General features: G+C 64.5%; 25 protein-coding genes, 1 tRNA gene and 1 pseudogene. 12 read left to right on the top strand and 15 right to left on the bottom strand.

The window, feature by feature from the left end; genetic code table 11:
• Positions 1-32 precede the first annotated feature (32 nt).
• Positions 33-809, bottom strand: a pseudogene (locus tag WYO_RS28950) (IS5 family transposase).
• A gap of 1,027 nt (positions 810-1,836) precedes the next feature.
• Between WYO_RS28950 and WYO_RS30800 the strand changes: the two are divergent.
• On the top strand, positions 1,837-2,304 hold the full coding sequence (locus WYO_RS30800) for a hypothetical protein (protein ID WP_128754967.1): 468 nt from the start codon (positions 1,837-1,839) through the stop codon (positions 2,302-2,304).
• 32 nt (positions 2,305-2,336) lie between these two features.
• Positions 2,337-3,107, top strand: a complete 771-nt coding sequence (locus WYO_RS30795; protein WP_128754966.1) for a hypothetical protein — start codon at positions 2,337-2,339, stop codon at positions 3,105-3,107.
• A gap of 462 nt (positions 3,108-3,569) precedes the next feature.
• Here the strand turns inward: WYO_RS30795 and WYO_RS08660 are convergent, their stop codons facing one another.
• From WYO_RS08660 to WYO_RS30785, 12 genes are all read right to left on the bottom strand, one after another.
• Positions 3,570-3,953, bottom strand: a complete 384-nt coding sequence (locus WYO_RS08660) for a hypothetical protein (RefSeq protein WP_007561310.1) — start codon at positions 3,951-3,953, stop codon at positions 3,570-3,572.
• Positions 3,954-3,967: 14 nt separating this feature from the next.
• The gene (locus WYO_RS30445) at positions 3,968-4,918 is read right to left on the bottom strand and encodes a hypothetical protein (protein WP_128754965.1); all 951 of its coding nucleotides are present in this window, start codon (positions 4,916-4,918) and stop codon (positions 3,968-3,970) included.
• A 125-nt stretch (positions 4,919-5,043) separates the two neighbouring features.
• Complete coding sequence (locus tag WYO_RS08650) at positions 5,044-6,741, bottom strand: phage tail tape measure protein (RefSeq protein WP_007561305.1); 1,698 nt, start codon at positions 6,739-6,741, stop codon at positions 5,044-5,046.
• Complete coding sequence (locus WYO_RS08645; RefSeq protein WP_007561302.1) at positions 6,741-6,992, bottom strand: phage tail assembly protein; 252 nt, start codon at positions 6,990-6,992, stop codon at positions 6,741-6,743. Before WYO_RS08645 ends, WYO_RS08650 begins: the two co-directional genes overlap by 1 nt.
• Positions 6,992-7,600: a hypothetical protein gene (locus WYO_RS08640; RefSeq protein WP_007561301.1), complete on the bottom strand. Its 609-nt coding sequence runs from the start codon at positions 7,598-7,600 to the stop codon at positions 6,992-6,994. Before WYO_RS08640 ends, WYO_RS08645 begins: the two co-directional genes overlap by 1 nt.
• Before the next feature lie 390 nt (positions 7,601-7,990).
• Positions 7,991-8,419: a hypothetical protein gene (locus tag WYO_RS08635; protein WP_007561297.1), complete on the bottom strand. Its 429-nt coding sequence runs from the start codon at positions 8,417-8,419 to the stop codon at positions 7,991-7,993.
• Between the two features lie 52 nt (positions 8,420-8,471).
• A complete protein-coding gene (locus tag WYO_RS29780; protein ID WP_007561295.1) occupies positions 8,472-9,644 on the bottom strand; it encodes a DUF2235 domain-containing protein in 1,173 nt (390 codons plus the stop codon).
• A 404-nt stretch (positions 9,645-10,048) separates the two neighbouring features.
• Complete coding sequence (locus WYO_RS29305; protein ID WP_081496948.1) at positions 10,049-11,812, bottom strand: AAA family ATPase; 1,764 nt, start codon at positions 11,810-11,812, stop codon at positions 10,049-10,051.
• Positions 11,813-11,996: 184 nt separating this feature from the next.
• Positions 11,997-12,176: a hypothetical protein gene (locus WYO_RS08625; RefSeq protein ID WP_007561291.1), complete on the bottom strand. Its 180-nt coding sequence runs from the start codon at positions 12,174-12,176 to the stop codon at positions 11,997-11,999.
• A gap of 159 nt (positions 12,177-12,335) precedes the next feature.
• Positions 12,336-12,503: a hypothetical protein gene (locus WYO_RS31500; protein WP_165486549.1), complete on the bottom strand. Its 168-nt coding sequence runs from the start codon at positions 12,501-12,503 to the stop codon at positions 12,336-12,338.
• A gap of 119 nt (positions 12,504-12,622) precedes the next feature.
• On the bottom strand, positions 12,623-12,847 hold the full coding sequence (locus tag WYO_RS08615; RefSeq protein WP_007561287.1) for a DNA-binding protein: 225 nt from the start codon (positions 12,845-12,847) through the stop codon (positions 12,623-12,625).
• 1 nt (position 12,848) lies between these two features.
• Positions 12,849-13,388 (bottom strand): hypothetical protein, encoded by a 540-nt coding sequence (locus WYO_RS30785; RefSeq protein ID WP_128754963.1) that lies wholly within the window; start codon positions 13,386-13,388, stop codon positions 12,849-12,851.
• A gap of 143 nt (positions 13,389-13,531) precedes the next feature.
• Between WYO_RS30785 and WYO_RS28945 the strand changes: the two genes are divergently transcribed.
• From WYO_RS28945 to WYO_RS08595, 4 genes are all read left to right on the top strand, one after another.
• On the top strand, positions 13,532-14,713 hold the full coding sequence (locus WYO_RS28945) for a site-specific integrase (RefSeq protein WP_007561284.1): 1,182 nt from the start codon (positions 13,532-13,534) through the stop codon (positions 14,711-14,713).
• Positions 14,714-14,735: 22 nt separating this feature from the next.
• Positions 14,736-14,810, top strand: a tRNA-Gly gene (locus WYO_RS08605).
• A 360-nt stretch (positions 14,811-15,170) separates the two neighbouring features.
• Positions 15,171-16,490: an O-antigen ligase family protein gene (locus tag WYO_RS08600; protein WP_007561282.1), complete on the top strand. Its 1,320-nt coding sequence runs from the start codon at positions 15,171-15,173 to the stop codon at positions 16,488-16,490.
• Between the two features lie 294 nt (positions 16,491-16,784).
• Positions 16,785-17,600 (top strand): glycosyltransferase family 25 protein, encoded by an 816-nt coding sequence (locus WYO_RS08595; RefSeq protein ID WP_244424114.1) that lies wholly within the window; start codon positions 16,785-16,787, stop codon positions 17,598-17,600.
• 61 nt (positions 17,601-17,661) lie between these two features.
• Here WYO_RS08595 and WYO_RS29300 read toward each other — a convergent pair whose 3' ends face one another.
• The gene (locus tag WYO_RS29300) at positions 17,662-18,351 is read right to left on the bottom strand and encodes a class I SAM-dependent methyltransferase (protein WP_007561278.1); all 690 of its coding nucleotides are present in this window, start codon (positions 18,349-18,351) and stop codon (positions 17,662-17,664) included.
• 548 nt (positions 18,352-18,899) lie between these two features.
• Here WYO_RS29300 and WYO_RS08585 point away from each other — a divergent pair.
• The 6 genes from WYO_RS08585 to WYO_RS08560 all read left to right on the top strand — a co-directional run bounded on the left by WYO_RS08585 (position 18,900) and on the right by WYO_RS08560 (position 24,571).
• A complete protein-coding gene (locus tag WYO_RS08585; RefSeq protein WP_007561276.1) occupies positions 18,900-20,582 on the top strand; it encodes a hypothetical protein in 1,683 nt (560 codons plus the stop codon).
• On the top strand, positions 20,579-20,980 hold the full coding sequence (locus WYO_RS08580; RefSeq protein ID WP_007561274.1) for a DCC1-like thiol-disulfide oxidoreductase family protein: 402 nt from the start codon (positions 20,579-20,581) through the stop codon (positions 20,978-20,980). Before WYO_RS08585 ends, WYO_RS08580 begins: the two co-directional genes overlap by 4 nt.
• 191 nt (positions 20,981-21,171) lie before the next feature.
• A complete protein-coding gene (locus WYO_RS08575; RefSeq protein WP_007561271.1) occupies positions 21,172-21,933 on the top strand; it encodes a 5-oxoprolinase subunit PxpA in 762 nt (253 codons plus the stop codon).
• Entirely contained in the window at positions 21,930-22,667 is a 738-nt protein-coding gene (locus WYO_RS08570) for an allophanate hydrolase subunit 1 (RefSeq protein WP_007561269.1), read from the top strand. Before WYO_RS08575 ends, WYO_RS08570 begins: the two co-directional genes overlap by 4 nt.
• The gene (locus tag WYO_RS08565) at positions 22,664-23,680 is read left to right on the top strand and encodes a biotin-dependent carboxyltransferase family protein (protein ID WP_007561267.1); all 1,017 of its coding nucleotides are present in this window, start codon (positions 22,664-22,666) and stop codon (positions 23,678-23,680) included. The genes WYO_RS08570 and WYO_RS08565 overlap by 4 nt, the downstream gene beginning before the upstream one ends.
• 102 nt (positions 23,681-23,782) lie before the next feature.
• Positions 23,783-24,571: an aldolase gene (locus tag WYO_RS08560; protein ID WP_039902535.1), complete on the top strand. Its 789-nt coding sequence runs from the start codon at positions 23,783-23,785 to the stop codon at positions 24,569-24,571.
• Here the strand turns inward: WYO_RS08560 and WYO_RS08555 are convergent, their stop codons facing one another.
• Positions 24,572-25,870, bottom strand: a complete 1,299-nt coding sequence (locus WYO_RS08555; RefSeq protein ID WP_007561263.1) for a lytic murein transglycosylase — start codon at positions 25,868-25,870, stop codon at positions 24,572-24,574.
• Between the last annotated feature and the right edge of the window lie 122 nt (positions 25,871-25,992).

Here is a 25,992-nt window from a genome sequence, read left to right as displayed (position 1 = left end):
CGAATAATTTGCCCACTGGTTGCCCGTTAAATTCATAATGAGTTAGTGGCGGTGGCCGTGGGGCAGATGGCGGCGAGTCGGTTTCGGGCGAGCCGATCATATCAAATGGTGAAGCTGCGGAAGTTTTTGCGCCACCTGAGCGCGCGATCAATGGCGTTGCGATCGCGATCTCGGACCAGCGAGAAGCACGAATGTCCGCGCCGGCCATGCTTGATCGGTATGTTGGGGTGCGGCCTTGGCCCCCACGAACTGTCGGCGGACGGCGGCGCATTCGTAGCCCTTGCTGGCCAACGCGATGCGAGAAGGGGGCAAGCGCTTTAACAGCAGCAAGCCGATATTTGAATCTGTGGCTTCACCGCGTGTAAGCGGTAAGGCGAGCGGACGGTAGTCACGGCCGGTAAGCGCATGGATCTTGGTCGTGCGCCCGCCCCGGGAGCGACCGATGGCTTGGCTCTGCTCCCCCCTTTGCGTCCAGCGGCGCAGCGGTGGGCTTTCTAGGCGGTGGGGTCGATCAGTTTCTGGGACGGCGGTCCGCCGGCTTTGGCGAGGGCCTCGAGCAGCCCGACCCAGACCCCCTTGGCTGCCCAGCGCACGAAGCGATTGTAGAGGGTCTTCTTCGGCCCATAGATCTCGTGTGCTGCGTCCGTCCAGCGCCCTCCAAACTTGAGCACATGGACGATGCCGCTAATCACGCGCCGATCATCTACGCGCTCCTTGCCCCGCGTGTCGGTTGGCAGGTGCGGCGCGATTCGCGCAAACCGCTCGCGGCGCGCCGAGCGTGCGGGTGGCGTCGAGACTAGGCCCGAGATGGAGAAGCCCCCTGCCGCTACGCCAGCGCCGGCGCAGGCAGCCTGTGCGATTAAGGGCAACATCTCGCGGAAAGGCGACGAGATCTATCTCCTGCCCGGGACCAGCGACTACGACCGCGCGGTGATCGACACCGGCTCCGGTGAGCGCATGTTCTGCAGCGAAGACGAGGCTAAGTCAGCTGGTTGGCGGTCACCGCAGGGGTGACACAGCCGTAGGGGCCAATCTTCGGCGCAAGCGAACAACCTTGCCACCAGACTTTGACCTTTCGTCCTACAGCAGACGTTCCGGATCCGACCCATAGCAGCTGCGCGAACAGTCGTAGGCACTTCCCAAAAGCAGCCATCCGTCTGCCAACCGGCAACTCCAGCTCCGGGTGGGAAAACGAACGTCATACGGTCAGGAATCAGGAACGACGCATTCGCCCCACCAACCCGGGAGGAGGTTCGCTCATCCATGCCCGCTCGAGATCAGGCCGTATCGCGTCATTACTGCCTCCATGGCGCTCGCATCGTGGGGGTCGGCCTCCGCGAGGGTAGCCATCTCCTGGAAGTACTCCGGCCCGAGCGCGCCCGGCGCCAACAGGTTCAGTCACTTGGCTTCGCCCTTGCTGTCGTTGCGGCAGCCTGCCTCTGATATCAGTGCCAAACGTGCAGTCTGTGGTGCCTAGGCGGGACTAAAACTTCTCGGCTAGGTCGCGACGTTAGCCCCGCGCCTTGGCGAACAACCATTTGCAGGACCACGCCATGAAAGCTGCCATGGCGCCGACTCCGAGTAACGTCGGCAGGCTGCCCGCGAGGAGGCCCCCCGCCAGCGCCGCGAAGCCCCAGAGCGGGGCAACCCCCCAGCAGAGCACGCCGCGCATGTAGTACGTCCCAGCTCTGGCCGCCGCAGCACCGGCGACGGCTGCGGAGCGCGCCCGGGTTAGGAGTACCAGCGATTCGCCCGTAGGCCTTTCGTTCAAGAGGGCGCCTCGAGAGCCACTTTGCTGATGAAGCTATTCCCTGGAAGGCTCCGCATGCCGTCCACATGCAATCGGCGGCAATCCGGTCCTATTCACTATCAATTTCAAAACCGCCATTGCATCGCCAACTGATTACTGATCTCCTGGCCGAGCTTCAGCCGACGGAGGCGAAATTGCTATTCGTCTTTATAGATATTATTGAGCGTCTGCTTGAATGGCTCAAATCAATTAGAGACAAGGCGGCCGTTCCTGCTGATTTTGTGAGGAACAACGTTCAGTGGGCGTCGTTCAGGCCTGATCCACGGGATTTCACTCGTCCGTCGGGGGACGATCTCCCCGTTGTGAGGCGCTTGAAAGAACTGGATGCTGATGAGCGATACAACGGACCACCGAAGGCAACCGGATACATCTTCTACAAACGTGGAGGAAACTATGTCTATGGCCCCGACACCGTAAGTCGGGTGATATGGGGAGTATTGTTTGATGAATACAGTGATGAGTTCAAGTTTTACCTTGAGAAGAAGAGGAAATGAGCGTGTCTCGAATTTCGACGAGCCTCATTCCCATGCTTGCGATCGTTGCGGCGTCTATTCAGATCGGCGGATGCGCGAATGTCGTCCCCTCCTTCGACATCCCGCACATGCCTTCTACGTCGGGTTCTCCGGTTCCCACGGTCTCATCAATCGTACGACGTATCCGCTGTGAACTAATTGAGATCGCGTCACCAGAGGGCGAGGACATCGATAGGCTATTGATCGCTGATCGCGATATTCAGGCTGTGATAGAATTAAGCCTGTCGGTAACGCAGGACGGTAAGATCGCTCCATCTTTCTCGTTCCCTCAGGGAGCGGTTTCGATCGCAACTGGATTTTCCTTCGAGAAATCCCGTGAGCAGAACTTCACCACCTATCTTACCTTTTCGATGGAAGAGCTTGCTCGAACACCACGTAGCAAATTGTGTGACTTGCCCGCAGATACCAATCTTTCTGGGACCCTAGGGATCGCTCAGATGTTTCAATTGGCGACGTCCTCAGGTTTCTTCCAGAAATGGGATTCGACGAAGGATACCGGCGTCTTCGGTGGCTCGATTACGTTCACTGTCGACAGTCAACTCACGCCGACTGGCCCGAGCTGGATGTTGACGTCATTCGCAGGCACTGCGCCGAACGTAAGCGCTGGAAATAAGAATGTCGACAAGTTGACGTTTGGGTTCGTTGAGGGGCCGAAAGCTGGAAAAGGGCGAGCCCTAGCGCGGGTCGACGCCTACAGCGTCATCGCAAACGTCAAGCAGAATCAGATTGCAAATTCTCTTCAGCTGATTGCGAACGCACGATGATCGGCCCACATCACTGGAGGCTCACACTTCTGGCGGCTGGTTGTCGTCACACCCACAGTTCCTTCCGGTCTGCCGGTGCAAGATGGCGCCTCCCCGAGGCGACCGCGGTGGTGAGCAGGATCCACAATGCGGACATTCGAGCCACTTCCGCCGAAGGTCCGGATGGGGTCGCGAGCGGGCGCGGAGGCGATGTCCGGTTCTATCGATTGCTGCCCAAAAGCAGACCGGCGGAAAACCGCCCAAACCGGTCGTAGGTCATCCCCCATCACCTTCTGCGAAGCGGACCTTTTTAGGGTCCGAGAAGGGTCGAGAGCAGGTCCTAGTGATGAGGCTCCACGGTTGAAAACGACAATCCCCGCCGTCGTCGCTTGAACCCACCCGAACGCCTTAGTGATAAAGGCTAAACGTACCCGGCTGATCGGATCACGCGCCGGGGCACGAGCTACTGCCTCGAAATTGATTCTACCGTCCCCGAGCCAACCTTCCCGCCGCGAGGACTGCGCGAGCCGCTAGCACGTCCCGGAACGCGTCGACCGACATGCCGGACCGGATCGCCTCGCTCGCCTCGGCAGACGCGCCGACGGAGTTCGCGAGCACGATGATCTCTTGCATCCGTGCCCGATCGGCCAGAACGGCAGCCGACGGCGGGGGCGCGACGGGCTTCGGGCAAGCCAGGGATACGGTCGGCTTCGGCGGGAGCTTTGCAACCGGGGGCGTCTCGCCCTCGATCAGCATATCATACTTCCGAGCATTTGCCTTCAGGGTCTCGCCGCCGCCCGGCAAAAGGCACCAATCGGCCAGGGTCGGATGCGGCTTTGCGATCTGCCCATTGTAAAACATCTTCATTCTCGTTTCCTCTCTCAGTCGCTCAGAAGACCGCGTTGTTCGGACTCGTACCTTTCGAGCACGCGGCGAACGGCGCGCTCGGCCTCGCGGGCGATATCGGCGTTCCCGCCCCCACCGCCCTGAATGTGCATCTGAACGTTGAGGTCGCCGCGCGTGACGTGCGTCGTGTTCGACGAGCCTCCCGCCCCGGCCTGCCCTACGTCGCTCGCCGACGGCGCCCGAAGCCCGGTCTTGGCTTCGAGGCTCCCGGCCGACGCGAGGCGCCGATAAGAGTTGTTTGTCTCGATCCTGCCGGCGCTGCTCGGAACGAAGATCTCCGGGCCACGCTCGCCGACGAGGTACGGGGCGCGCGAGCGGACCGGGCCGCCGAGGGCGCGAGCGCCGGCAATGGCCGGGCCGGACGCGGGAGCCGCCGGGGCGCCGCCACCGAGGCCGCTCGCGCTCCGGGCACGCGCCAGGGCACCGGACGCGGCGGCACCGACCGCGGCGGCCAGACGGCCAGCGGCGCCAGTGACACCGCTCACGATCCCCTCGATCAGCGCCGAACCGAGGCTCGCCCAATTGATCGCCTTGAAGGCATTCCAGCCCTGTTGCCCGAGAGCCGTCATCGCCGATGCGAATTGCCCGCCGACGGCCGCGACCTGACCGGGAAGCGCCGAGATCGCGTTGACGACGGCCGCCGCCGCCTGACCGGCGCCCTCGCCCCAAGATTTCCACTTGGTGCCGACCTCGTCGATCGGGCCGAGAACCTTATTGACCGCGTCCCAAACCGACTGCAGCCCGGAGACGATCGAGGTCACAGCCCCGGCCGCGCCAGGGCCGAGCGCCTTCATGAACGCCTCGCCGAACGACGAGAAGAACGTGACGATCCCGGCCGAGTTGTTCGACACCCAAACGCCGAGGGCGGCGAAGGCGGTGACGAGCGCGGCGATCGTCAGGCCGACCGGGTTCCCGACGAGCAGCATCAGCGCCGCCGGGATCGCGCGAAGGGCGACGAGCGGGAACATCAGCACGGCCCGGCCGAACCCGAGCAGCGAGGCGCCGATCGCCCCCAGGACGGCCCGAGAGCCGCCGACGGCGCCGAGAGCGATCACAGGCCCGCGGCCATGGCACGAAGCCGCCCCACGGCCCCCGCACCGGCTGCAAGCGACACGGCGGCGATCCCCTTCGCTACTGAGATCAGCCGAGTCACGAGCCCAAGGGTCGCGGCGTTGCCGAGCAAGAGCAGGCCCCGAGACAAAAGAGCAAGTGCACGCACGCTGGCGCCGCCCGCCATCATGAGCGGGCCGAGCGCGATCAGGGCGATACCGGCTGCGCTCGCGAAGCCGATCAGCTTGGGGCTGCCCTCGGCCAGACTGCCGACGGCTTCCGACACGACGCGGATGCCCTTCGCCAGGACCGGGAACGTCGACCGACCGAACGCGACGGCCAGGGCTTCGAAGGCGGCACTCAGATCGTAGACCGCGCCGACGATGCCCTGAATCATCGTCCCCATCTTCGACTGTGTGAAGCCGGGGGAGTTCTTCTCTATCTCGCGGAGTAGCGCCGGAATGTCTGACTGCAACATCGGCATGTACCGCGAGACATGCCGGCCTTCGAGGATCGTCGCGAGGTCGCCGAGCCCGGCTTGTCCTGAATCGAACTTCTTTTTCAGATCGACGAAAAATTTCAGCAGGTCGACTTTCGATCCAGCCGCAACAATCGACGACTGCACGTTCTCGGTGAGCGTCTTCGTGTCGATCGTGCTCGAACCGGCGTTCGCGACGCCCGCCTGAACGACCTTCGTGATCGCCTGCGCCAGCTTGACCGGCGAGCCGGCGATCTTCGGGTTCTTCAGGAACTTATCGATCTGACCCTGTACCGGCTTCGCGTCGAGGCCGTCGGCCGAAAGGCCGGCGACGATGTTGCCCGACGTGAGTTTGCGCGAACCGCCCTGATAATCGGACAGCTTCATCCCGATCCGTTCCATCGCGGCGAGCCCCTTAGCGGGCATCTTCACCATGCGGACGATCGCCGAGCGCAACGCGACGCCCGCATCGGAACCGACCGACCCGTTCTTCGCCATCGCCATGATGAAGGCGGTCGATTGCTCAAGCGGGATGCCGGCGGCAGACGAAGCGCCGCCAACGTAACGATAAGCTTCGCCCATGTCGCGAAGGCTCGCGGTCGTCTTCACGGCCGCATAGGTCATCTGATCCGAGACCCGGTTCGCCGAGGCCATCGAGTCCTGGTAGGTCTTCATCGGAAGCTGAAACGAGTTGATCGTCCGAGCCATCATGTTTCCGACCTCGGCCGGGGTCATCTCGCCGAGCACGGCGGTCGCGAGCGTCTGATCGAGCGCGCCCTTCATCTGCTCGAAGTTGAAGCCGCCCTTCAGCATTTCGTTGCCGGTCTGAATGATCCCGGTCAGCGTCTGCGGGTACTTCTTGTTGAGGACGTTGGCGTACTTCTCAAGCTCGGCGCGCTGCTCAGCGGTGGCGTCGCCGAGAGCTTCGAGGGCGTTGCCGGCCTTCTCGAAATCGAACGCCGCCTTCGCGGCCCCGATCCCGAGCAGGCCCAGGGGGGCTGATACGGCGGCCGTGACACCCCGACCGGTGTCCTGAAGCCGCTTCCCGGCGGCGGCGACACCGCGGCTGGCGCTGTTGACGGCGGCCGAGACGCCCGCGTTGACCCCGGACAGGCCGCGGCCGAGCGTGGCAATCTTGCTCTTCGCGCCGTCGACGGCTTTTCCGAGGCTCGGCGAGAGCCGGCCTCCGATATCGACGAAGACGGAGAATTGCTTCGCCATCAGAGCACGCGATCGAGCAGGCGGCTTACGACGAAGCCGACACGCTCGGCGTCGGCTTCGTCTAGAGCGTAGATGACGGCCGTGGGGACCGCGGCGAGACGAGCCGCCAGGGCGATCCCGACCTCGCCGTCGAAGCCGCCGCGGACGGCCCCCACGTCGCGGCGTTTGAGGTCGCGCAGATGCAGCGCGTCATGCCGAACCCCGTCGACGACGACTGGAGCGGCAAGCGGAATGGTGAGGCGCGGGACCATTACCGGAACCCCACGAAACGGATCGAGTCGTCGCCGGCATGAAGGCCCGGAAGATGCTCGATCGCGTCGATCAGATCTTTGTAGCCAAGCCCGGCGTAGTGCCTGCCGAGGCGGGGCTTGCGGCGGAACGCTTCGACTTCTTCGATCTCAATGGTCTCGCCGAGTTCCCGACCGCGAGCCGCCAGCCGGCGCCGTGCCGAGTTGTGTTCCTCGATCCCGGCGAGCAGATCGGCGAGAGCGGTCGCAAGCCGGGGGTACTCGACCCGGATTTTTTCGGAGAGGTCGTCACCCGCCGCGCGGGCTTCAGCGACCTCGGCCTGGAACGCATCGCGCTCTTCGGTCTCGCGCGCGCCGGTGAGGGCCGCTTCGAGGACCTTGATCGCGTGCTCGGCGATCTCGGCATCGCGGCGGGCGCCGTCGCGGGCTTCGTCAGCGGCCCGTAGAGCGCCGTTGTCGCCAGCGTCGAGCGCGTGGCGCCGGGCGTCTGCCGAAGCCGCGGCACGGGCCTTTGCGTCGTTCAGAGCGACCTTCTGCGCTTCGATCTGATCGACAAGAGCGTCGGAAGTCGGTAGGCGGCGGCCGAGTAAGCGGGCGATGAGGCTATTCACGCGACACCCCCGACCGTCCGTGACTTGAGGTACTTCACAAGCTCTACATTCGGGTACAGCGCCTTGCGCTCCGAGAACCTAACAACAGCCGGGCCTTCGCCCTTCCGTTCCATTTCGCGAAGGGTTGTGGCGCTGATACCGAGGATCTGTGAAACCTCCGCACGCGTGCAATAATCTTTGGAAGCCGTCTCGGTCATTTCGAGCCACCGCATCAGTTAATGTCGATGATGCAATTAGACCGCGCTTAACCGCGCTTGTCGGGGCTGATCGAGTCGCCCCCGAGGAGACAGAAAAAAAGCGGGTGCCCTCGTGAGAAGGCACCCGCTAGTGACCGATGGAGCAAAGGTATATTGGTCTTGCTGCGAGCGAGGCGCAGGCCCGGTTCAGTCGCTATGTCGTTGGCTCGGCTGGCCGGGGCGCTTCGCCGAAGCGGCCGTGGATGCCGGCAATGATCTCGACGAGGGCTTGCACCGTCGCCTTCATGTCGAGGTCGAGCCGGGCTGCCACATCGCGAAGTTCGGCCTCGACTTCGCGAGGGAGGGCCGAGGCGCGCGGCACCGGCAGGAAGTCCCATCCGAGGAAGCCGAGAACGGCTTCGATCGAGTCTAGGTTCGGGCGGTTCTTATGGCGCCACGCCTTGATCGTCGGGCGGTTCACGCCCGAGCCGGCCTCGACGGCGTCATAAGTCTGCCCGAGGCGCTTCATCTCGGCGAAGACGAGCTTCACATGAGGGCCGACCCGCTCGGGCACGGTCACGGTCGAGGCGCGACGCCTTTTGGGGCTCAGCTTACGATGAGAGTGGTGGGTAATTTCTTTCATGAAGCGATCGTAACCGCTTCATGGATTATCTAAAGCGCGTTTCGATATCTTACTATCGACGCCCGAAAATGAACCAGCCTCTTCCCCTCATCTCATTGTCCAGTCTTCGAACCTGTTCGCGATAGTACCCATCATATCGAGTTGGTGCAGGGTTCAATCTTGTAAAATCTTCTATACCCTTTCGATCATAAGGCATATATATTCCCCTCAATACGATTTTTTTATTAGCGATAAGTGGTAACAAAGGGTGATGAAACTGCCGCACGCCAGCAGATCCATCTCTCGCCTTATGGCGCAGAACCCTCATATATGGTGCCAGCCGTTCGTTGCTGACCGCAATCGATCTGTAGAAATCAAGTCTTCGCTCAATTTGCGCAATGTAGTTTCGATCCAGATGCAGTCTTGTATAGAACTGTATTCGATCAAACATTGTTAAAAGGGCTACATCTGAAAGAAAGTTATCGTCTCCGGCACCGCCGATGTCACCATGTACTCCTGGCATCCATATCTGTTCGACATTTTGGTGTGGATACAACCCATCCCAGACAAGGGGAGTAAATTTTCTGCGGTTGTCGTCGATCGATAGAAGTTGTACCGCATTTCGAACGCTTACATCCAGTTTGTTATTATCGAACCGTACTTGCGCAAAACGATCGGATTTGCGGTAATTCCGTCCTAAAACGGTATCAAACAGGCCAAGCATCTGAATTTTGGGTTGATCATGAATATATGGGTCAATCCCGTTTTGCTTTCGCTGGTAGCTGTCGATGCCGACAGTCTGATCAATAAAGTGGTTCCATACCACCCACAAGTGATCGATGTGCCTCGACTTGAGTAGTCCGCACTTTGATATGAGACCAGTCAAGGCGCGAGCGACGATCGCTCCGCGTGAAAAACCAAAAAAGTATATCTTATCCCCCTTTGCATAATTCGAGCTAAGATTGACATATGCCTCTTTAATAATTTGATCGATACCTGACGCAAAAGCACCGCCAATATTCTTGTCTATCCAACCTCTATTTCCGGGGCCAGGAACATAAAACACAATTTGAGGATTTGAGTGTCTATCGTATGACTTTAGACTTAAATTTATCTTGTATAAATTTGTTAGATCTTGCGGCCGGCCTAATGCGGCTGAGTTCCACGTGCCATCAAATAAGAATATCAAATGCTTATTTTTGTGAGACTCAACTTGCTGTCTTGTTTTTTGAATTGAGACGGACATGCGATCTGAGCTGCCTCTAGTTGGGGCTTATTCTCAGTGAATCAATGTTCATAATGACAGACTTAGTGCAAGCCAATTACGACAACGTCCACAGCACACGGACATGAAACATCGCGCGGTGGCTTCGTGTGCGGGAGTCATAAATCAAATTGAGTTGCATGATATCTAGCCTGGTCGGACGCTTGCGCGTCACCCGCATGGGGGTGCCCGCCAAAGGACCCATGATGCTTTTATGCAACAAGCTTACATCGAGCGCTGTGTTGCATTTATAACACGAACATCGCGAGCAGTTCGAACAGTTCGCCTTTCTGTTCGCCTGTCATTGGGAGCGAACACCCGAACAGCGAACACACCCCCCCTTTAGGGGGTGTTCGCCTGTTCGGTGTTCGCCTGACCGCCGATAGTTACGAGCAGGCCGGATTGACGGGGAGCATCACCCATTCTCCAATTTTCTCCGCATCGCCTTTCTCGAAGAGGTTTTTCAGTTCGCGACGTTCCATCGCCGCCAGCGATTCCGGCTTCACGTTCGGGCCTGCGAAGGCTTCGCGGAGGCATTTGCGAAGGGCGTCAGCGGCAACGGCGCGCCGTCCGTTGGGATGGTCCTGCCCGGCCTCAGCAAGCGCTTTATGGAGCGCGACAACGGCTTTCCGAGGTGCCTTCCGATTGCCGAGAACGATCCGCGTGCCGTCGGCCGTTTCGAAGTCGACGATCGTCGTCGTGTCGGGCACGGCGATCGGAGCCGTCGTAACTTTGCCCCGATGGTCGCGACCGAGTTCCACGCCCTCCATGCGGAAGCGGATCGAGCCGCCGTCCGGCGCGTCGTTCTCCTTGTCGACGCCGAAGGTGTGAAGGTTGCCGTTCTTATGCACCTTGAACGTCGCGTCGACCGCACCGTCGAGTGCGATCGAGCCCCGCGGCTTCTCGCCGGTCCGGGAGCAATGGTGGATCAGGCTCACGTGAGCCGACAATTCCTCCCGGATCAGATCACAGGCCTGAACGTAGGCCCCCATGTCCGATTGCTTGTTCTCGTCGCCTGCCCCGAACGTGCGCGCGATCGTGTCGATCACAAGCCACACGCATTGTTCGCCCGTGCGCTCTTCGAGCCCGCGCACAGCCGCGATAATGTCTTTCGCGTCTTCAATGTCGGACGTGAGATCAAGCCTGCCCTTGATGACCGCCAGCGGCGCGTCAGCCTCGCCATAGGTCTTGCGCAGGGCGGCGAAGCGCCTCTTCGTGAGATCGGCGCGCTCGGCCGCCACGAAGACGACGAGGCCGCGCTTCACGGCCTTCCCGTGCCACGGCCGACCCGCAGCAACGTGGAAGGCGGCATCTCCGAGGATGACGCTCTTCCCGCAACCCGGCATGCCCCAAGCGCACGTGAACTCGCCGGCCCCGAACAGGTCGTCGATCAGCCATTCCTTGACGGGCTCGGCTTCAATGTCACCGAACATGGTGATCTCGAAGCGGCCCCGCTGAGCAGTCGCTACCATCGGATTGAGGAGCACCCGCGGCGCTTTCCGCCCTTCAATCGACTGATACTCGCGCTTGATCGTGGGCTTGTCCCTCGCCTGTTCCATCTCCCGAAGAATGCGCTTCCACCAGCGCGTGCGACCATCGTGCGCCGAGCGCATCTCGGCGGCGTTCAGGCCGGCGTATTGGGTCAGTTCGCCCAAAATGCCGTGAAGGGGCAAAAGGGTGTCCCGAGCGCACCTCACCGCGGCGCCCGCCACAGTATCACGAAGGTTAAACCGATCGTCCGGATCAAAAAATTTGCCTTCAGCTTTCAGGGCGAGACTGATCTCGGCTTTCGCTGCCGAAAGATGCGTCGTGGCAAGCTCAACAGCCCGAGACTGCAGTCCCCGCTCGATAGCAGGAGCCAGCGCCGTCAGCAGTCGATCGTGCCGAAGCCCCGCACTGTAGCCGTTCAAAGAGCCGGCCTGCTTCAAGGCATGCCAATTCAAAAGTTCGCCAAACCGACGTTCGGCTTGTACCTCACCGAGGCGAGACGCGGCATGCTTCATGAGGTCGATTGCGCGCCGGCCGCGAGCGTGTTGCGCCTTGTTCAGAAGCCAATCGGCCCGGTCGTCGCCGACGAAGAAGTCGACAATACACTTTTCGGCGCCTCCCTCGCGGTCGGTGAATTTCGCCCGAGGCTGGAAAGTGCTCACAACGCGCCCCCAGCTGTGTGCGGGCGCTGAGCCATCGTGGATTCGCTACGTTGTTCTACGGCGCGGGCGACGAAATGGTCTTGCTCGACCGTTTCGGAAAGGTTATTCATGGTTCCACCAAATGTTGAACTGAGATCTTGAAGGCCCGAGCGTCGGAAGCGCTTGGGCCTTCTTCGTTTGCGCGCTATGCGGCCGAGGCTGCCCGCGAGACGCCCCGCAGGTAGTCGTTCCAATCGGACTCAAGCACGATCCGCGAGCCGCCGATCTTGCGCGTCACGAGACGCCCCGCGGCTATGTCCGCGTAGAGCTTGGTGCGACCGAAGGGGCCGCGCTCGATAACTTCTTTGATCCGAAGGACAGTCATAGGTGCCTCGTTCGCTCGTTCGCTTGTGTTCGAACCAGTTCACACGATGCAAAATTACTCGTCAAGCAAAAGTAATTCTCGGCATCAAAAAAGCCGAGCAGATATTCTGCTCGGCTCATGGCTCTTAGATATTTGATGGAGACTTTGGTTGCCGGGGCGTTACTCTCGATTGAGGGCCGTCTCCTTACAGGCTGCCGCCAGCGCGCGAAGTGCTTTTGCGACAAGGGCGGCGTCGGTCGGTGCGAGATGAACGCCATCCTCATCCTGGCCGTAGTTCATTCCTTCGATGAAGGCGACGAGATCAAGCGCGTGCTGGGCTTCGGTCATAGGTTCCCCTTCGGCGCACTCGCGTGCGTCCGTTCTGACCCCGCGGGACGCCGGGCCTTGATGATGCGTTGATGTTCGGGACAAATGCCGGGGGAGTCGAAGCACGCCCCGGCGACGGTCTAGGCCGCGCGCCGTTCTTTCGCGGCGACCCACGCCAAGATCGCAGTGCGGCGGGCGTAGATCTTTCCGCCGATCTTAAACGACGGGAAGTCATGGTGCTCGATAATGTGGTAGATCTTCCGGCGGGCTTTCGCGTCTTGCGCGCCGAAAAGGAACTTCGCGATCGGGCCAGCGCCTTCGATCATGTCGTCGGCGAGTGCCGCGGGGGCGTCTTCGGTTTGCATTCTAAATCCTCAAGGCTTCGCCAACCTGCCACGGAGTCCGATGCGTGAAAGTAGCGGTGATGCTCAATTCACGACCCGGTGGATCACAACCCTTTGGCGAGGGTCGGCTATATTTAAAGCTCCACTGTGATCCGTCGAAAACCCCGACGATTTCAGCCTCGTACAGCGGTCTAGTCAACTTGATCTCCAATTCAATGTTCGAGGCGCCGGCTAGATCTCCGCTCCGAAATCCTTCGATGAACTCCGCTAAGAACTCGCCGAATGTGTGTTTCGCGGAAAGACCGGGGATTTCACGACTTGATGATCTGATCGGGTCGAACCTGAGGCTTGCGAAATTCTGAACGGCAACGACGCTGTTTTGCACCTGATCGGCACCGGCGACCGCGATGATGAGGTTTGCGGCGTCGTTGGGTGTCATCCGTGCCGCCGCTCGCCCTCGCCCTCCCCTCGTTCTCAGACCGGCAATTAGAAGGTTTCGATCGTGCGTGACGACGGTCGCAACGTCGACGCCGAGCGCATCGGCGACGCTCTCGATCAGCATCATTGGGCTCGCCACGCTTCGGCTTCCGTTCTTCTCATTCCGTTCATTGTGAATATTTCCGAATGGGCTTGCCTGTCAAGCGCCATTCGAACATATTCCGAATGGACGCGGCGCCGTCGCGTTCGAACGAAGGAGCGGCCACAATGGCAAGCGTTAGAAAACGATCATGGGCGACCTCGAAAGGCGAGACGCGTACGGCATGGTCCGTCGACTTTGCCGACGCCTCAGGCGCTCGGCAGAGGCGTCAGTTCGATACAAAGCGAGAGGCCGACGCCTTCCGCGTCGAGGCCGAGGGGCAGGTTCGGGCCGGGACGTTCAGGCCCGAAGCCGACAAGGTCGTGATCAGCACGGTCGTCGATCAGTACCTTGTCGAGTGCCGCGGACGGATGGAGCGCGGCGAGAGGATGACGCGGCACCACTTCGAGACTGTCGAAGGGTTGATCCGCAATCACATTCTAAACGTCGAGTACGGCGTCGGCGGCATGAAGCTCGCCCATTTGACGGCCTCGAAGGTGCGATTGTTCCGCGATCGTCTGCGAGGCGCGGGGGTCTCTGTTCCGCTCCCTCGCAAGGTGCTCGGCGCCCTCTCCCGCGTCCTAGGCCACGCCGTTGCGACTGACCTTATCGCCGTCAACGCGGCGCAGAAGATCGAGGTCATCGCCCGCCGGGACCAAGGATCGAGGAAGGTCGTTCCGCCCTCGAAGGACGACTTGCAACGCCTGCTCGCCTTGGCGGGCGACGATTTCCGGGTGGTCATCCTTTTCGCGGCGGCAAGCGGCCTGCGGGCCGGTGAGGTATGGGCGCTCCGCTGGCGCCATATCGACTTCGTTGCCGGCGAGATCGTCGTCGAGACGAGAGTCGACCGGTTTCAAGCGGAGGGCACGACGAAGAGCGACGCGGGCGTTCGGACCGTCCATCTCGGGGCGGATCTCGGTCGCGTCTTGAAAGCGTGGCGGCTGAAGTCCCGCTCGTCGAAGGCGGGCGATCTCGTGTTCCCAAACCGCCGCGGGGGGTACGTCAATCACGACAACCAGATGCATCGGCTGTTCCGGCCGCTGTGTCTCGCGGCCGGTGTTCCGTCGCTCCGCTGGCACGCCCTACGGCACTATGCGATTTCGACCTGGATCGAAGCCGGCCTGTCGCCGAAGGCCGTTCAAACCTTCGCAGGTCATTCGTCCCTCGAAATGACGATGGATCGCTACGGCCATCTCTTTCCGAGCGAGACCCACAAAAATGCCTTTGACGCGATTGCGGCAAGCCTGCTAAATCCCGCCGGCGCACAAACGGCACACGGCGAGATCGGACCCCAGGTTCTAGCTCGCTAAGTTATTGTGATTGTTCGTGTCCGCGGGCGTAGTTCAGTGGTAGAACGTCAGCTTCCCAAGCTGAATGTCGTCGGTTCGATCCCGATCGCCCGCTCCATCGTCTTTCCTGTCATCGTCGAACGGCCTTGCGAACCCGCATCAGGGTAATCGCCTGTCTGCGCCAGCCGGACGATGCCCCCGCACGGCGCGCGGCCTCAAGCCATCCGGTTTCCGACGCGGCGCCCATGAGCCTCCCGTCTCCGCGCGTGCTGCGAAACGCGGAGGCGCCGCGTTCGCGGATCGGCCGCCGAACCGGATGGAACGGCCTAGCCAAACTGCTGGTCGGGTCGACCACCCATCCGGCCTACCTCGATTGGCGGATTCGGCCCGGCACCGCGCCCCGATAGACTGCCCTTCGTAAGGAACGCCCGACGCCTCCGCCCGACAGCGGCGATCGGGAGGTTCGGGACGGGGTGCGATGGCTTTGCGTCGAGACACGGCCGGCTTCGGGTTGGACCACACCGCCGGGTTGAACTGGCTTGCGACCAGTGCCCCCGGGGCGGCGATGGAGCGGCTCTCCGGACGGCGCGCGCGACGCCGGAACCGCCCCGCTGACTTGCCGCGCCTCGGGCTCGCCGCCATCCCCTGGATCCTGTTGATCCTGCTGGCGCCCTTGAGCGGGGAGCAGCTCAAGCTTCCGGGACTCGATAAGGCCGTCTGGCTCGGTGCCGACCTGGCCGCCCTGGCCTTCCTGGTCCTGCGGCGGGATCTGACCAGCACGCTGTTCGGAAGCCGGCCGATCCTTCTGCTCTGGCCGGCGCTGGCCATGCTGTCGGCGGCCTGGTCCCTGACGCCGGGCATCACGGCCTATCACGGCCTCCAGCTGCTCGCCACGATCGTGGCCGGCATCGCCCTGCGCGCCACAGTGGGACTGTCGGGCATCGTCCGGATTGTGTTCCTCGGGCTGCTCGGGGGTCAGATCCTGTCGATCGTGCTGGGCGTGGCCGCCCCCGGCATGACCCGCGGGCTCAGCGGCGAATGGTCCGGCGTCTACTCGCACAAGAACGTGCTGGGCAGCCTGATGAGCCTCCAGCTCCTCTGCGCCGCGTGCCTGTTCCTCCAGGGCTGGCACCGGCTCCTGACCGGTGCCGCCTTTCTCGGAGCGCTGGGGCTGCTCGCATCGTCCCATTCCGCCACCGCCCTCGTGGCCGGTGCCCTGGGGCTCGCGCCGCTTGTCGTCATCATCGCGTGGCGCCAGGGAAACCTCGTCACGGGCTTCTGCCTCGGCGTGGCCATCGCGCTTGCCGGCATCGGCATCCTGATCGCGGCGACACATGGGGCTGCCCTGTCGACGAGCCTCCTCTCCGATCTCGGGAAGGACACGACGCTCACGGGGCGTACGATCCTCTGGCAATTCGGCATCGACCAGTTCTGGCGGGAACCCTTCATCGGGATCGGCTACAAGGCCTATTGGGAAAGCCCGATCACCACGGCCCCCTACCTCCACTTCACCACCAAGCAGAAGGTCTGGTTCTTCCACAACAACTTCATCGACATCGCCGTGGCCTTCGGAACCGTCGGCCTGCTCGTCTTCGCCTGCGTCCTGCTCGATACGGCGCGCCGGATCATCCGGCACTTCGCCCGCTCGCCCGGCTATGTGGAAGCCTGGCCGATCCTGTTCCTCGCGCAGATCACAGTACTGATCTGTTTCGAATGCCCGCTCTTCGTGAACCACGGCGTGCATCAATTCCTGATGGCCGCGATCCTGCCGGTCCTGCGGTCACCGCGGGCGCGCTGACGATCCGCTGCCGGACGCGTGAACCGGCATCGAGACGCGCAACGGTGAGGCGCTCGAAGCTCCCACGCCTCGCGTGGCGTGTTTTTTTGCCCGCCCTTTCGTCAGATACCGGTCGTTAGTCCTGAATTCCAACTTTTTATAGTCATACGGGCAAATTTACATATTTTTGTCACACCGAAAATCATGAACCCACCCTTCGTTTCCGGTCGTCTATTCACACGCATACAGTCGTAAAATTTATTCCGCACAGATCGGTCAGTTGAAAAATTCTCACCGTCCCGATTACTGAATTCGGTGAAGATTTTTATTGCAATACATCGGGCAGATGCGCATTATTGCGCATCGAAGGTCGGTTCCATGTGCTGCATTGCAATATCCGCACCGCGATATCGCGAGAGACATGCTTATATCACCCGGCATCTCCATTCGATCTGGGGGCCGGACTTTGAGATCATGGGCATCGACGGAACGATAGCCGGCCGCGACGCGTCGCCCAATTCCGATCTGACGCCGGAACAGGTCGGCTGCGCCCTGTCGCATCTGGCGGCCTACGAGTCGGTGATCGCCCGCAAGATGCCCTGGGCGCTGATCGTCGCGGATGACGCTGTCCTGCCGCCCGACATTCACGACATTCTGGTTCGGGTCGAGGCAACCCTGCGCCGGGGCGACGTGGTGCTGCTTCACAATCGCCCACCGCACCGCGCCAGCTTCAGCACCGTGGATGCCGTCTCGATCGGCGATTATCGGCTGTGCCTGCCGATGCGCATGAGCGGGCTCGGCACGAGTGCAGCTTACGTGATCACCCGGCAGGCCGCGGAAGGCATCCTGGCGGCGAACCGGCCGGTCGTGGCGGCCGCGTATGAGTGGGGATACTTCTACGAGCGCAAGGCCGTCAGCCGAGCGCGCGTGATGTCGCCGAATCCGGTCTCGATCCATGCCTTCGATGCGCCGCTTCTTCCGGCCGGGTCGAAAGCCCGCGGCCTCGTGAAGGGCAGCCGCCTCCTCCGGCCGTTCCTCGCTGCGAGCCGCAGGTTCCTGGACGCGCGCATGGCAGGCAGCGCGGTCTTCGTGGACGAAGCCTCGCCCTACGGGACCATGTCGCCGCAATAGCGGCGCGCATTAGGGCTCCGGTCGGGGCGCTTTGCCCGGCCGAAGCCCCGCATGAGACCGTTCAGTTCAGCTTCTTCGTCAGCCGCAGGCAGAGGATGCCGGGCTTGTCCGAGCCAGGGAACGGATGGCGGTCCGTCAGGCTGCCGTACACGTCGTGATCGTCCCGGATCCCGAACACCTCGATGCGTGCGACGGTGAAGTCGTCGAACTGGCCGACGATGCTCATGTCCAGCAGGTGCGGCTCGGTGACGGTCGGCGGATGGTTGATCTCGACGATCAGCAGGATCGTCCCGCCGGGCGCACAGACGCGCTTGAGCTCGCCGACGGTGCGGCCGACATCCTCGACGTGATCGAGGGCGTTGAACATCGTGACGACGTCGAACCGGCCGTTGGGGAACGGAATGCTCTCGCTCGGCGCCGCGACGTAGCGCATCTGGTGAAGGCCGCGATTGAGCTTCACGTAGGAATCCGCCAGCGGATCGAGACCGACCCGCTCCAGAGCCTCGGTGGCCCATTCCAGGCTTCCGACCGGGCCGCACCCGACATCGAGAACTCGTTTGCCGGCATAGAACTCGCGATCCAGGCCGAAGAACGTCGTGTAGAACGGCACCAGATGCGCGTTGTAGAAGCGCCCCTTCGACTTCCACAGGGTCTTGCGCCAGAAGGCCAGTTCGACCAGCTCCTTGATCGACGACCGCAGGGCGGGCCGCTGGGCGAGGAACCGGCCGGCGCTCTGCTTGATCAGCAGCATCTCATATCCTCCTGTCTCGATCGCGTCGCGCGCGTGGCAGCCTTCGTCGCGTGGCCGGCGATCCCCTGAACTGGTCGCGCGCGTCATCTCAGTGATCGCCGGATCCGGGCGGTGAACTCACGCTGTGCCGGCGCGTCGGGCTCGGGCCACGAGCGAACCCATCTCGCAGGCGTTTGGCCGGCGGGGCAGGTCATCCTTTCGGATAAAGACGCCGGGCCTCACGAGGTATCTCGGACCCGCCATGGGGCCGCTCGCCCGGACAACCGCGAACCCCGTCGCGCTGGCCCGACGATGCGCCGAAACGGAATGCGAAGCTTGGCTTTGTTTGCCGGCTCACACCGAAAGGCGTAGCCGGCATCCGCCGACTTTGCGCTTGGTCCGAACCGCGACCGTGGCACGCTCGCTGTCGAAGCACTGGACCGCTTGAGGACCACGCGCACAGGGGTGATGCCCCTCCGCCCGTCCCACGCTCGCGGTGCCTTCGAGAGCCACCCGGCCGCCGCGCTGCCGCTGCGTCCGCCACGCGAAGCTGGCAGCGAAGATTGACGATGATCAGATCTCTTTCAGGCGTGGATCCGAACGGTACCGTCCGGCTCCGGGAATCCCGGCTGGCGGGCACGGTCTCGTTCGCACAGGCGCGGCCCTACCTGATCCTGCTCGCGCAGATCGCCGCCCTCCTGACGATCATCAAGCTGTCCCGAGTCATCGACGAGCGGAACAACTATTACATCATGGTCCTGCCGTTGGTGCTCGCCGCCGCGATGCTCCGCCGAACCTATGCCGCCTCGGACACAGCCGCGGTTCGGCTGCTTCAGTTGATCGGCGTGATCTCGGGCGCCTACGCGCTCGTTCACTACCCGCTCTTCCCGATGGTCGAGCACGGTTTCAAGGCGACAATAACGCTCTGGGCCATCGTGGGCCTCTGGATCGCGTCGGTGGCGTCCGGAATCCTGTGCCTGCGCTGGCCGTCGCTCGGCGTCGTCGGGGCGGCCTATCTGGTCTGGAGCAAGCTCGCTGTCAGCCGGGTGACGGGCCTCTGGCACGGGCACATCATCGATGTCGTCCCCCTCGCGGAAGTCAGCTTCTGCCTGCTGGCCGGCCTCGCCGTCATCGCAGTGACCGATCGCGTGCGCGCCCGGCCGGACCTGACCGAGTCCGCGCGGGGGGACGTGGCGACGGCGAGCGCGCTGTTCTCGAAAATCCTGATCGCCGCGGCGATCAGCATCCATCTGGGCAACTACTACTCATCGTTCCTGGCAAAGGTGACCTTGGATGCCGGCCCGACATCCTGGCTGCTCGCCAACGACCCTGCGAAACTGTTCAGCGTCGGTCTCGACAACAACCACGTGTTCTACGCGAGCTGGTCCTGGCTGGTGGAGGGCATGCGGACGGTCCTGAACCATGGCGGAGCGGTGACGAACGCGCTCATTCTGCTGGCGCAGGGCGCGGCGCTGGTCGGCATCCTCATGCCGCGGCGCTGGCTCCTGCTGCTGCTGCTCGGCTTCGACGCGATGCACCTGTCCATCGTGATCGTCATGGGCGCCAATTTCGCCCCCTGGATCCTGCTGAACCTCGCGATCGGCGCCGTTGTCGTCAGCCGGCACTATCAGCGGCCGCCGCTGCTCGTCGGGATCCTCTCGGTGCTGTTCATCCTGACCGACAACAGCTTCATGACCCAGGCGCGGCTGGGCTGGTACGACACCGCCGCAAACAACAAGTTGTATTTTCAAGCGGTCGATAAGGATGGCGGACGCCACTACGTTCCGACGAACTTCTTCACCTTCTACTCGTATCCGTTCGCCCACATGGCCTACGGATCGCCGGACGCCGAGACCGCCTTCGCCCTCGACAACCCGAACGGCGGAACGCAGGTCTACCGCAAGGTGCTGGCCTCGCTGACATGCGACGTCCCGGTCCTGACCGCCCGGGACGGCGCCGGGCAGGACCTCTCGAAGAACGAGATCGACCGGCCCGCCGTGGATGCCTATATCCGCGGCTATCACGGCCTGGTCAGCAGGATTGCCGACACGCTCGGATCCTTCCCGCACGCCCTCTACCCGCATCACTTCTTCGTCCCGCTGCAGCACGGGGCGAGCTTCGACGGCGTGGCCCTGAACGACATCGTCGCCTACATCTATCGGCGCGAATCCGTCTGCCTCGGCATGCAGGACGGCGTGCCGGTCCGGCGGCTGGTCTCGGAAGCCGAGCATCGGATCGAGCTGAGGCCATGAGCGACGCCAATCTGACGGTCGTCTACGACGGCGAATGCCCGTTCTGCAGCAATTACGTGCGCCTGATGGCCCTGCGCCGGTCGGTCGGCACCGTGGCGCTGGTCGATGCCCGGGCCGGCGGCCCTCTGGTCGAGGATCTGGCCCGGCGCGGTTATGATCTCGACAACGGCATGGTCGTGCGCCACGGCCGCAGCCTGTATTACGGGCCGGATGCTCTGGTCCTGCTCTCGACCTTGAGCGAGGACAGGGGCGCAATCGGCCGGGCGCTGTCGCGGCTGCTCCGGAGCCCGACCCGCGCCCGCCTGCTCTATCCGGCGATGAAGCTCGGGCGGCGCGCGACGCTCGCGCTCCTCGGCCGCGGGCTGATCGCCCGGCCGGATCCCGGCCTGCCGCTCTGAAGCCTCCGGCCCGCGCGGCCGGTTTCTGAACCGTCGGCGGTCCCCCGGCATCGCCCTTGCTGGTGCTCGCGCACCTTCCTCCGACGCGATACTCTCGACTTCTGAGCGTGGTCGGTGTGGAAGGTGCACCATCCGGTCGCGATGCGCGCTGCCTGCCCGGGCCGGTGCGCAGCACAGAGGGGACGAGTCCGTTGGCCAGCGTGGACCTGAACTCCGATCTCGGCGAGGGCTACGGTGCCTACGCCTGCGGCGATGACGCGGCGATCCTCGGCATCGTCACCTCGGCCAACGTTGCCTGCGGCCTGCACGCGGGCGATCCCGAAATCATGGCCCGCACGTTCGCGCTGGCCAAGGACCGTGGCGTGGCGGTCGGCGCCCATCCGGGCTTCCCCGACCTTTGGGGCTTCGGACGGCGGCGCATGCCGTTCAGCCCGCCCGAGATCGAGCGGCTGGTCGCCTACCAAGTGGGCGCCGCGCAGGCGCTCGCTGCCTATGCCGGCCACCGGATCACCTACGTGAAGGCGCACGGGGCGCTCGCCAATCTCGCCGCCGAGGATCGCGCGGTGGCCGACGCGATCGCGAAGGCGGTCCGGGCGGTCGACCGGGACCTGGCTTTGCTCGCCATCGCGCTCACCGCCCAAGTCGAGGCGGGTGAGGCGTGCGGCCTCGAAGTCCACCAGGAAATCTTCGCCGACCGCGGCTACACCGAGGCGGGCCTGCTGATCCCGCGCAACCAGCCCGGCGCCCTGATCACCGAGGCCGATGCGGCCGCGGAGCGGGTCCTGCGCATGGTCGAGGGCGGGGCGATCCTCACCGCCTCCGGCAAGACGCTGCCGACGCCGATCCGCTCGATCTGCGTTCACGGGGATTCCGCCCACGCCGTGGCCACAGCCCGGGCGGTGCGCGCCCGGCTGGAAGGCGCCGGCGTCACGCTGGCGCCATTCCGTCCATGAGCGACGCCGAGCACGAGCCGCGGCTGCTCGATTCCGGCGAGGCGGCGCTGGTGGTGGAGTTCGGCAGCACCGTCGATCCCGACATCAGCGATCGCGTCCTGGCCTTGGACGACGCCCTCGGCGCCGACCCGCCCGAGGGCCTGCGCGAGCGCGTGCCGACCTACCGCTCCCTGATGCTCCACTACGATCCGCTGGTGCTCGATCGGGAGACGCTCGTCGCCCGCGTCCGCACGCTGGCCGCACAGACCTCCGCGCGCGCCGGCACGGCGACCCTCTGGACGTTGCCCTGCTGCTACGACGCTCCGCACGGGGAGGATATCGGCCAGGTCGCCGAGCGCACCGGCCTGTCGCCCGATGCGGTGGTGGCGACCCATGCGAACGCGACCTACCGGGTCTACATGTACGGGTTCGCGCCGGGCTTCGCCTATCTCGGCGGCCTGCCCAACTCTCTGGCAGTACCCCGGCGGGCGAGCCCGCGTCCGCCGCATCCGCGCAACGCCGTGGTGATCGGCGGCGGCCTCGCCGCGGTGGCGACGGTGCCGATGCCGACCGGCTGGTACGTGATCGGCGCGACGCCGGCCCGGCTCTACGCTCCGGAACGCGACGAGAGCTTCTTCGTGGGCGCCGGCGACCTGATCCGGTTCGAGCCGGTCGATGCCGCGACCTTCGCTGCGCTGGATGCGCGGGAAGCGGCCGGCGAGCGTGTCGCCCGTCGCGAGGAGGCTCGTCGATGACCGCCCTGGTCGTCGAGGCCGCGGGCCCCGGCATCACGCTGCAGGATGGCGGCCGGCACGGCTACCTGCGCTACGGCATCACGGCCGCGGGTCCGATGGATCCTCTGATGCACGCGACCGCCAACCGCGCGGTGGGCAATCCCCTGGACGCCACCGCGATCGAGGTTTCCACCGGCGGCCTGACGGTCACGGCCGAGCGAGGTCCTGTCGGCATCGCGATGGTGTCCCGGAGCTTCAGGATCGCCCTCGACGGCGCGCCCCTGCCGGATGCCGTGGCGGTGACGCTCGAACCCGGCCAGACGCTGACGGTCCGCGCGGGCGCCGCCGGCGCCTGGGGCTACCTCGCCGTGCGCGGGCGCATCGACGTGGCGCCGGTTCTCGGATCGACCGCGACGCATACCCGCTCCGGCCTCGGCGGCCTGAATGGGCGCGGCCTGACAGCCAGCGACCGCCTTCCCGTGGCCGAGGCCCGGCCCGGCGAGGGCTCGCCGCACCGGTTGATCGCCCCCTGGCTCGACCGGGATCCCAGTGAAATCCGAGTCGTGCTCGGCCCGCAGGACGACTATTTCGCCCCCGACCAGATCGCCGCCTTCCTCGCCGGCCCCTGGAGCGTCTCGCCGCGCGGCGACCGCATGGCCTGTTTCCTGGACGGGACCCCGCTCAAGCACGCCAAGGGCCACGACATCGTCTCGGACGGCGTGGCGATGGGGGCGATCCAGGTGCCCGGCAACGGCCTGCCGATCATCCTGATGGCCGACCGGCAATCCACCGGCGGCTATCCGAAGATCGCCACCGTGATCGGCCCGGATCTCGGGCGCCTCGCGCAGGCGCAGGGCGGGACGCTCCTGTCGTTCCGGAGCGTCACCGTCGCGGAAGCGGTGGCCGCGCGCCGGGCCGAGCGCGACACGCTGCGCGAGCCAGTGCCGCGCGAGCCTGTGGTGCGGACGGATTTCGCGTCGGATTTCCTGCTCGGGCTCAACCTCGTCGATGGCGTCACCGATGGGCGCGCCTGACCGACGGGGCGCAGGGTGGTTCACCGCGCCGCAGGACCGCGTAACATGCCGGGCCGGCCGAGTCCGGCGGCCCAGATCCGAACCGAGAGAGAGCCCTCACGCATGGCGCACGCCGTCACCGCTTCGAGCACGCCGCCCCTGCGCAGCAACGAGCCCCTGAACGCGGACAGCGTCCGGCGCGCCCGGGTCGACCTGGCCGCCTGCCTGCGCTGGGCCGCGCGCAACGGTCTCGAGGAGGGCATCTGCAACCATTTCTCGGCGGTCCTGCCGGAGCGACCGGACCTGTTCCTGGTCAACCCCTACGGCCTGGCCTTCGCCGAAGTGACGGCGTCGAGCCTGCTCCTGTGCGACTTCCACGGCAACGTCGTGGAGGGCGACGGCCAGCCCGAGGCGACGGCGTTCCACATCCATGCCGAGCTGCACCGGCTGAAGCCGAAGGCCCGGGCCGCCTTCCACACCCACATGCCCTACGCCACGGCTCTGGCCATGCTGGAGGGCCAGCCGCTGCTCTGGGCCGGCCAGACCGCCCTGCGCTTCTACGGCCGCATCGCCGTGGACGAGGATTACAACGGGCTGGCGCTGGATTCCCGCGAGGGCGAGCGGATCGCCCGCAGCGCGGGAGACGCCGACGTGGTGTTCCTGAAGAACCACGGCGTGATGGTGCTGGGCGAGACCATCGCGGAGGCCTGGGACGACCTCTACTACCTGGAGCGCGCCGCCCAGGCGCAGGTGCTCGCCATGAGCACGGGACGCACCCTGAAGGTCGTGCCGGAAGAGATCGTCAGGCACGTCGCCGCCCAGGAAGCCGCCGGACGCGCCGAGAGCGCGCGGCTGCACCTGGAAAGCGTCAAGCGCGTTCTGGCCCGGGACGAGCCGGCCTTCCTGGCCTGATCAGGGCGCCGTCCGAATCCGCTCCAGTAGAGCGGGATCGGCGTAGCCGTCCGCCGGCAGGCCCTGCGATCCCTGATAGGCCCGCAGGGCCGCCCGGGTCTTCGGGCCGATCTTCCCGTCGACGCCGCCGGTGGCGTAACCGCGCTCGGTCAGCCGGGTCTGGAGGTCGCGGCGCTCGTCGCCGGTGAGGGCGCGGTCGCCCCGGGGCCAGTCGCGCGACAGACCCGGATCGCCGCGCAGGCGGTCCGAGAGCAGCGCCACCGTCAGCGCGTAGGCGAGCGCCGTGTTGTAGCGCAGGATCACCGCGAAATTCGGCCGGAGCAGGAAGGCGGGGCCGCGGATGCCCGCCGGGAGGATCAGGGTCGCCTGCGCGGAATCATCCGCGATCGGACGGTCATGGGCGGGCTTCACGCCGAGGTCCCGCCAGGCCGCGAGACTGCGCGATGTCGTCTCGTCGGCGCGTGCGGCGTCGAACCCCTCTGGGAGCACGACCTCGTAGCCCCAGCCTTCGCCGGATCGCCAGCCATGGGCGCGCAGGTAATTCGCCGTGGAGGCGAGCGCGTCCGGCGCCGAGGTCCAGATGTCCCGCTTTCCGTCGCCGTCGAAATCGACTGCGTGGCGCTGGTACACGGTCGGCATGAACTGGGTATGGCCCATGGCGCCGGCCCAGGACCCGGTCAGGCCGCCGGGCATCCGGTCGAGCGGCGCCTCGTCGCGCGCCAGGATCTGCAGGGCGGCGGTCAGCTCGTCGCGCCAATAGGCGGCCCGGGTGGGATCGCCGCAGCTCAGGGTCGCAAGCGAGCGCACCACCGGCTTCACCACGCTGAGATTGTCGAGCACGGTGCCGTAGGTCGATTCCACCCCCCAGAAGGCCACGAGGGTGTAGCGGTCCACCCCGTACCGGGTCTCGATCGCCGCGAGCGGCCCCGCCAACGCCGCGAGCTTGCGCTGCCCCGCCTCGATCCGCGCCGGCGTGACGCTGGCGTCGATGTAGTCCCAGATCGGTCGGACGAACTCGCCCTGGTTCTGGGTGGCGGCCAGCACGTCCGGGTCCGGCTCCAGGCCGCCGAGCTGCGCCTGCGCGACGGCCTGCGGTACGTCGTGCCCGGTCGCCCAGGCGATCAGATCGGTGCGGCAGGCCTCGAACGATGGGGCGGGCGCGGGAGGCGGCGCTGGCTCCGGCGCCGCGACGGCCAGCCCCGGAGCCAGCGCCAGGGCCGCGATCCCGAGCCTGAAGGCGCACAACCCCGGATGCCTGCCGTGCCGAGATGGGGAAGCCGACTTGATGCGATCGTCCATCGACCTCTCCGGCTCAAAGCCTGACATGCGGTTTCCGGTCGAAGCGCGCCCCACCGTCATCGCGAGCGCAGCGCAGCAACCGGGGGAAACGCGACATTCGAAGATCGCGCGCCGCACTGGGT

Origin of the sequence: Methylobacterium sp. GXF4 (assembly GCF_000272495.1) — a bacterium.
GTDB lineage: Bacteria > Pseudomonadota > Alphaproteobacteria > Rhizobiales > Beijerinckiaceae > Methylobacterium > Methylobacterium brachiatum.
This window is presented reverse-complemented; position numbering and strand designations above follow the sequence as displayed.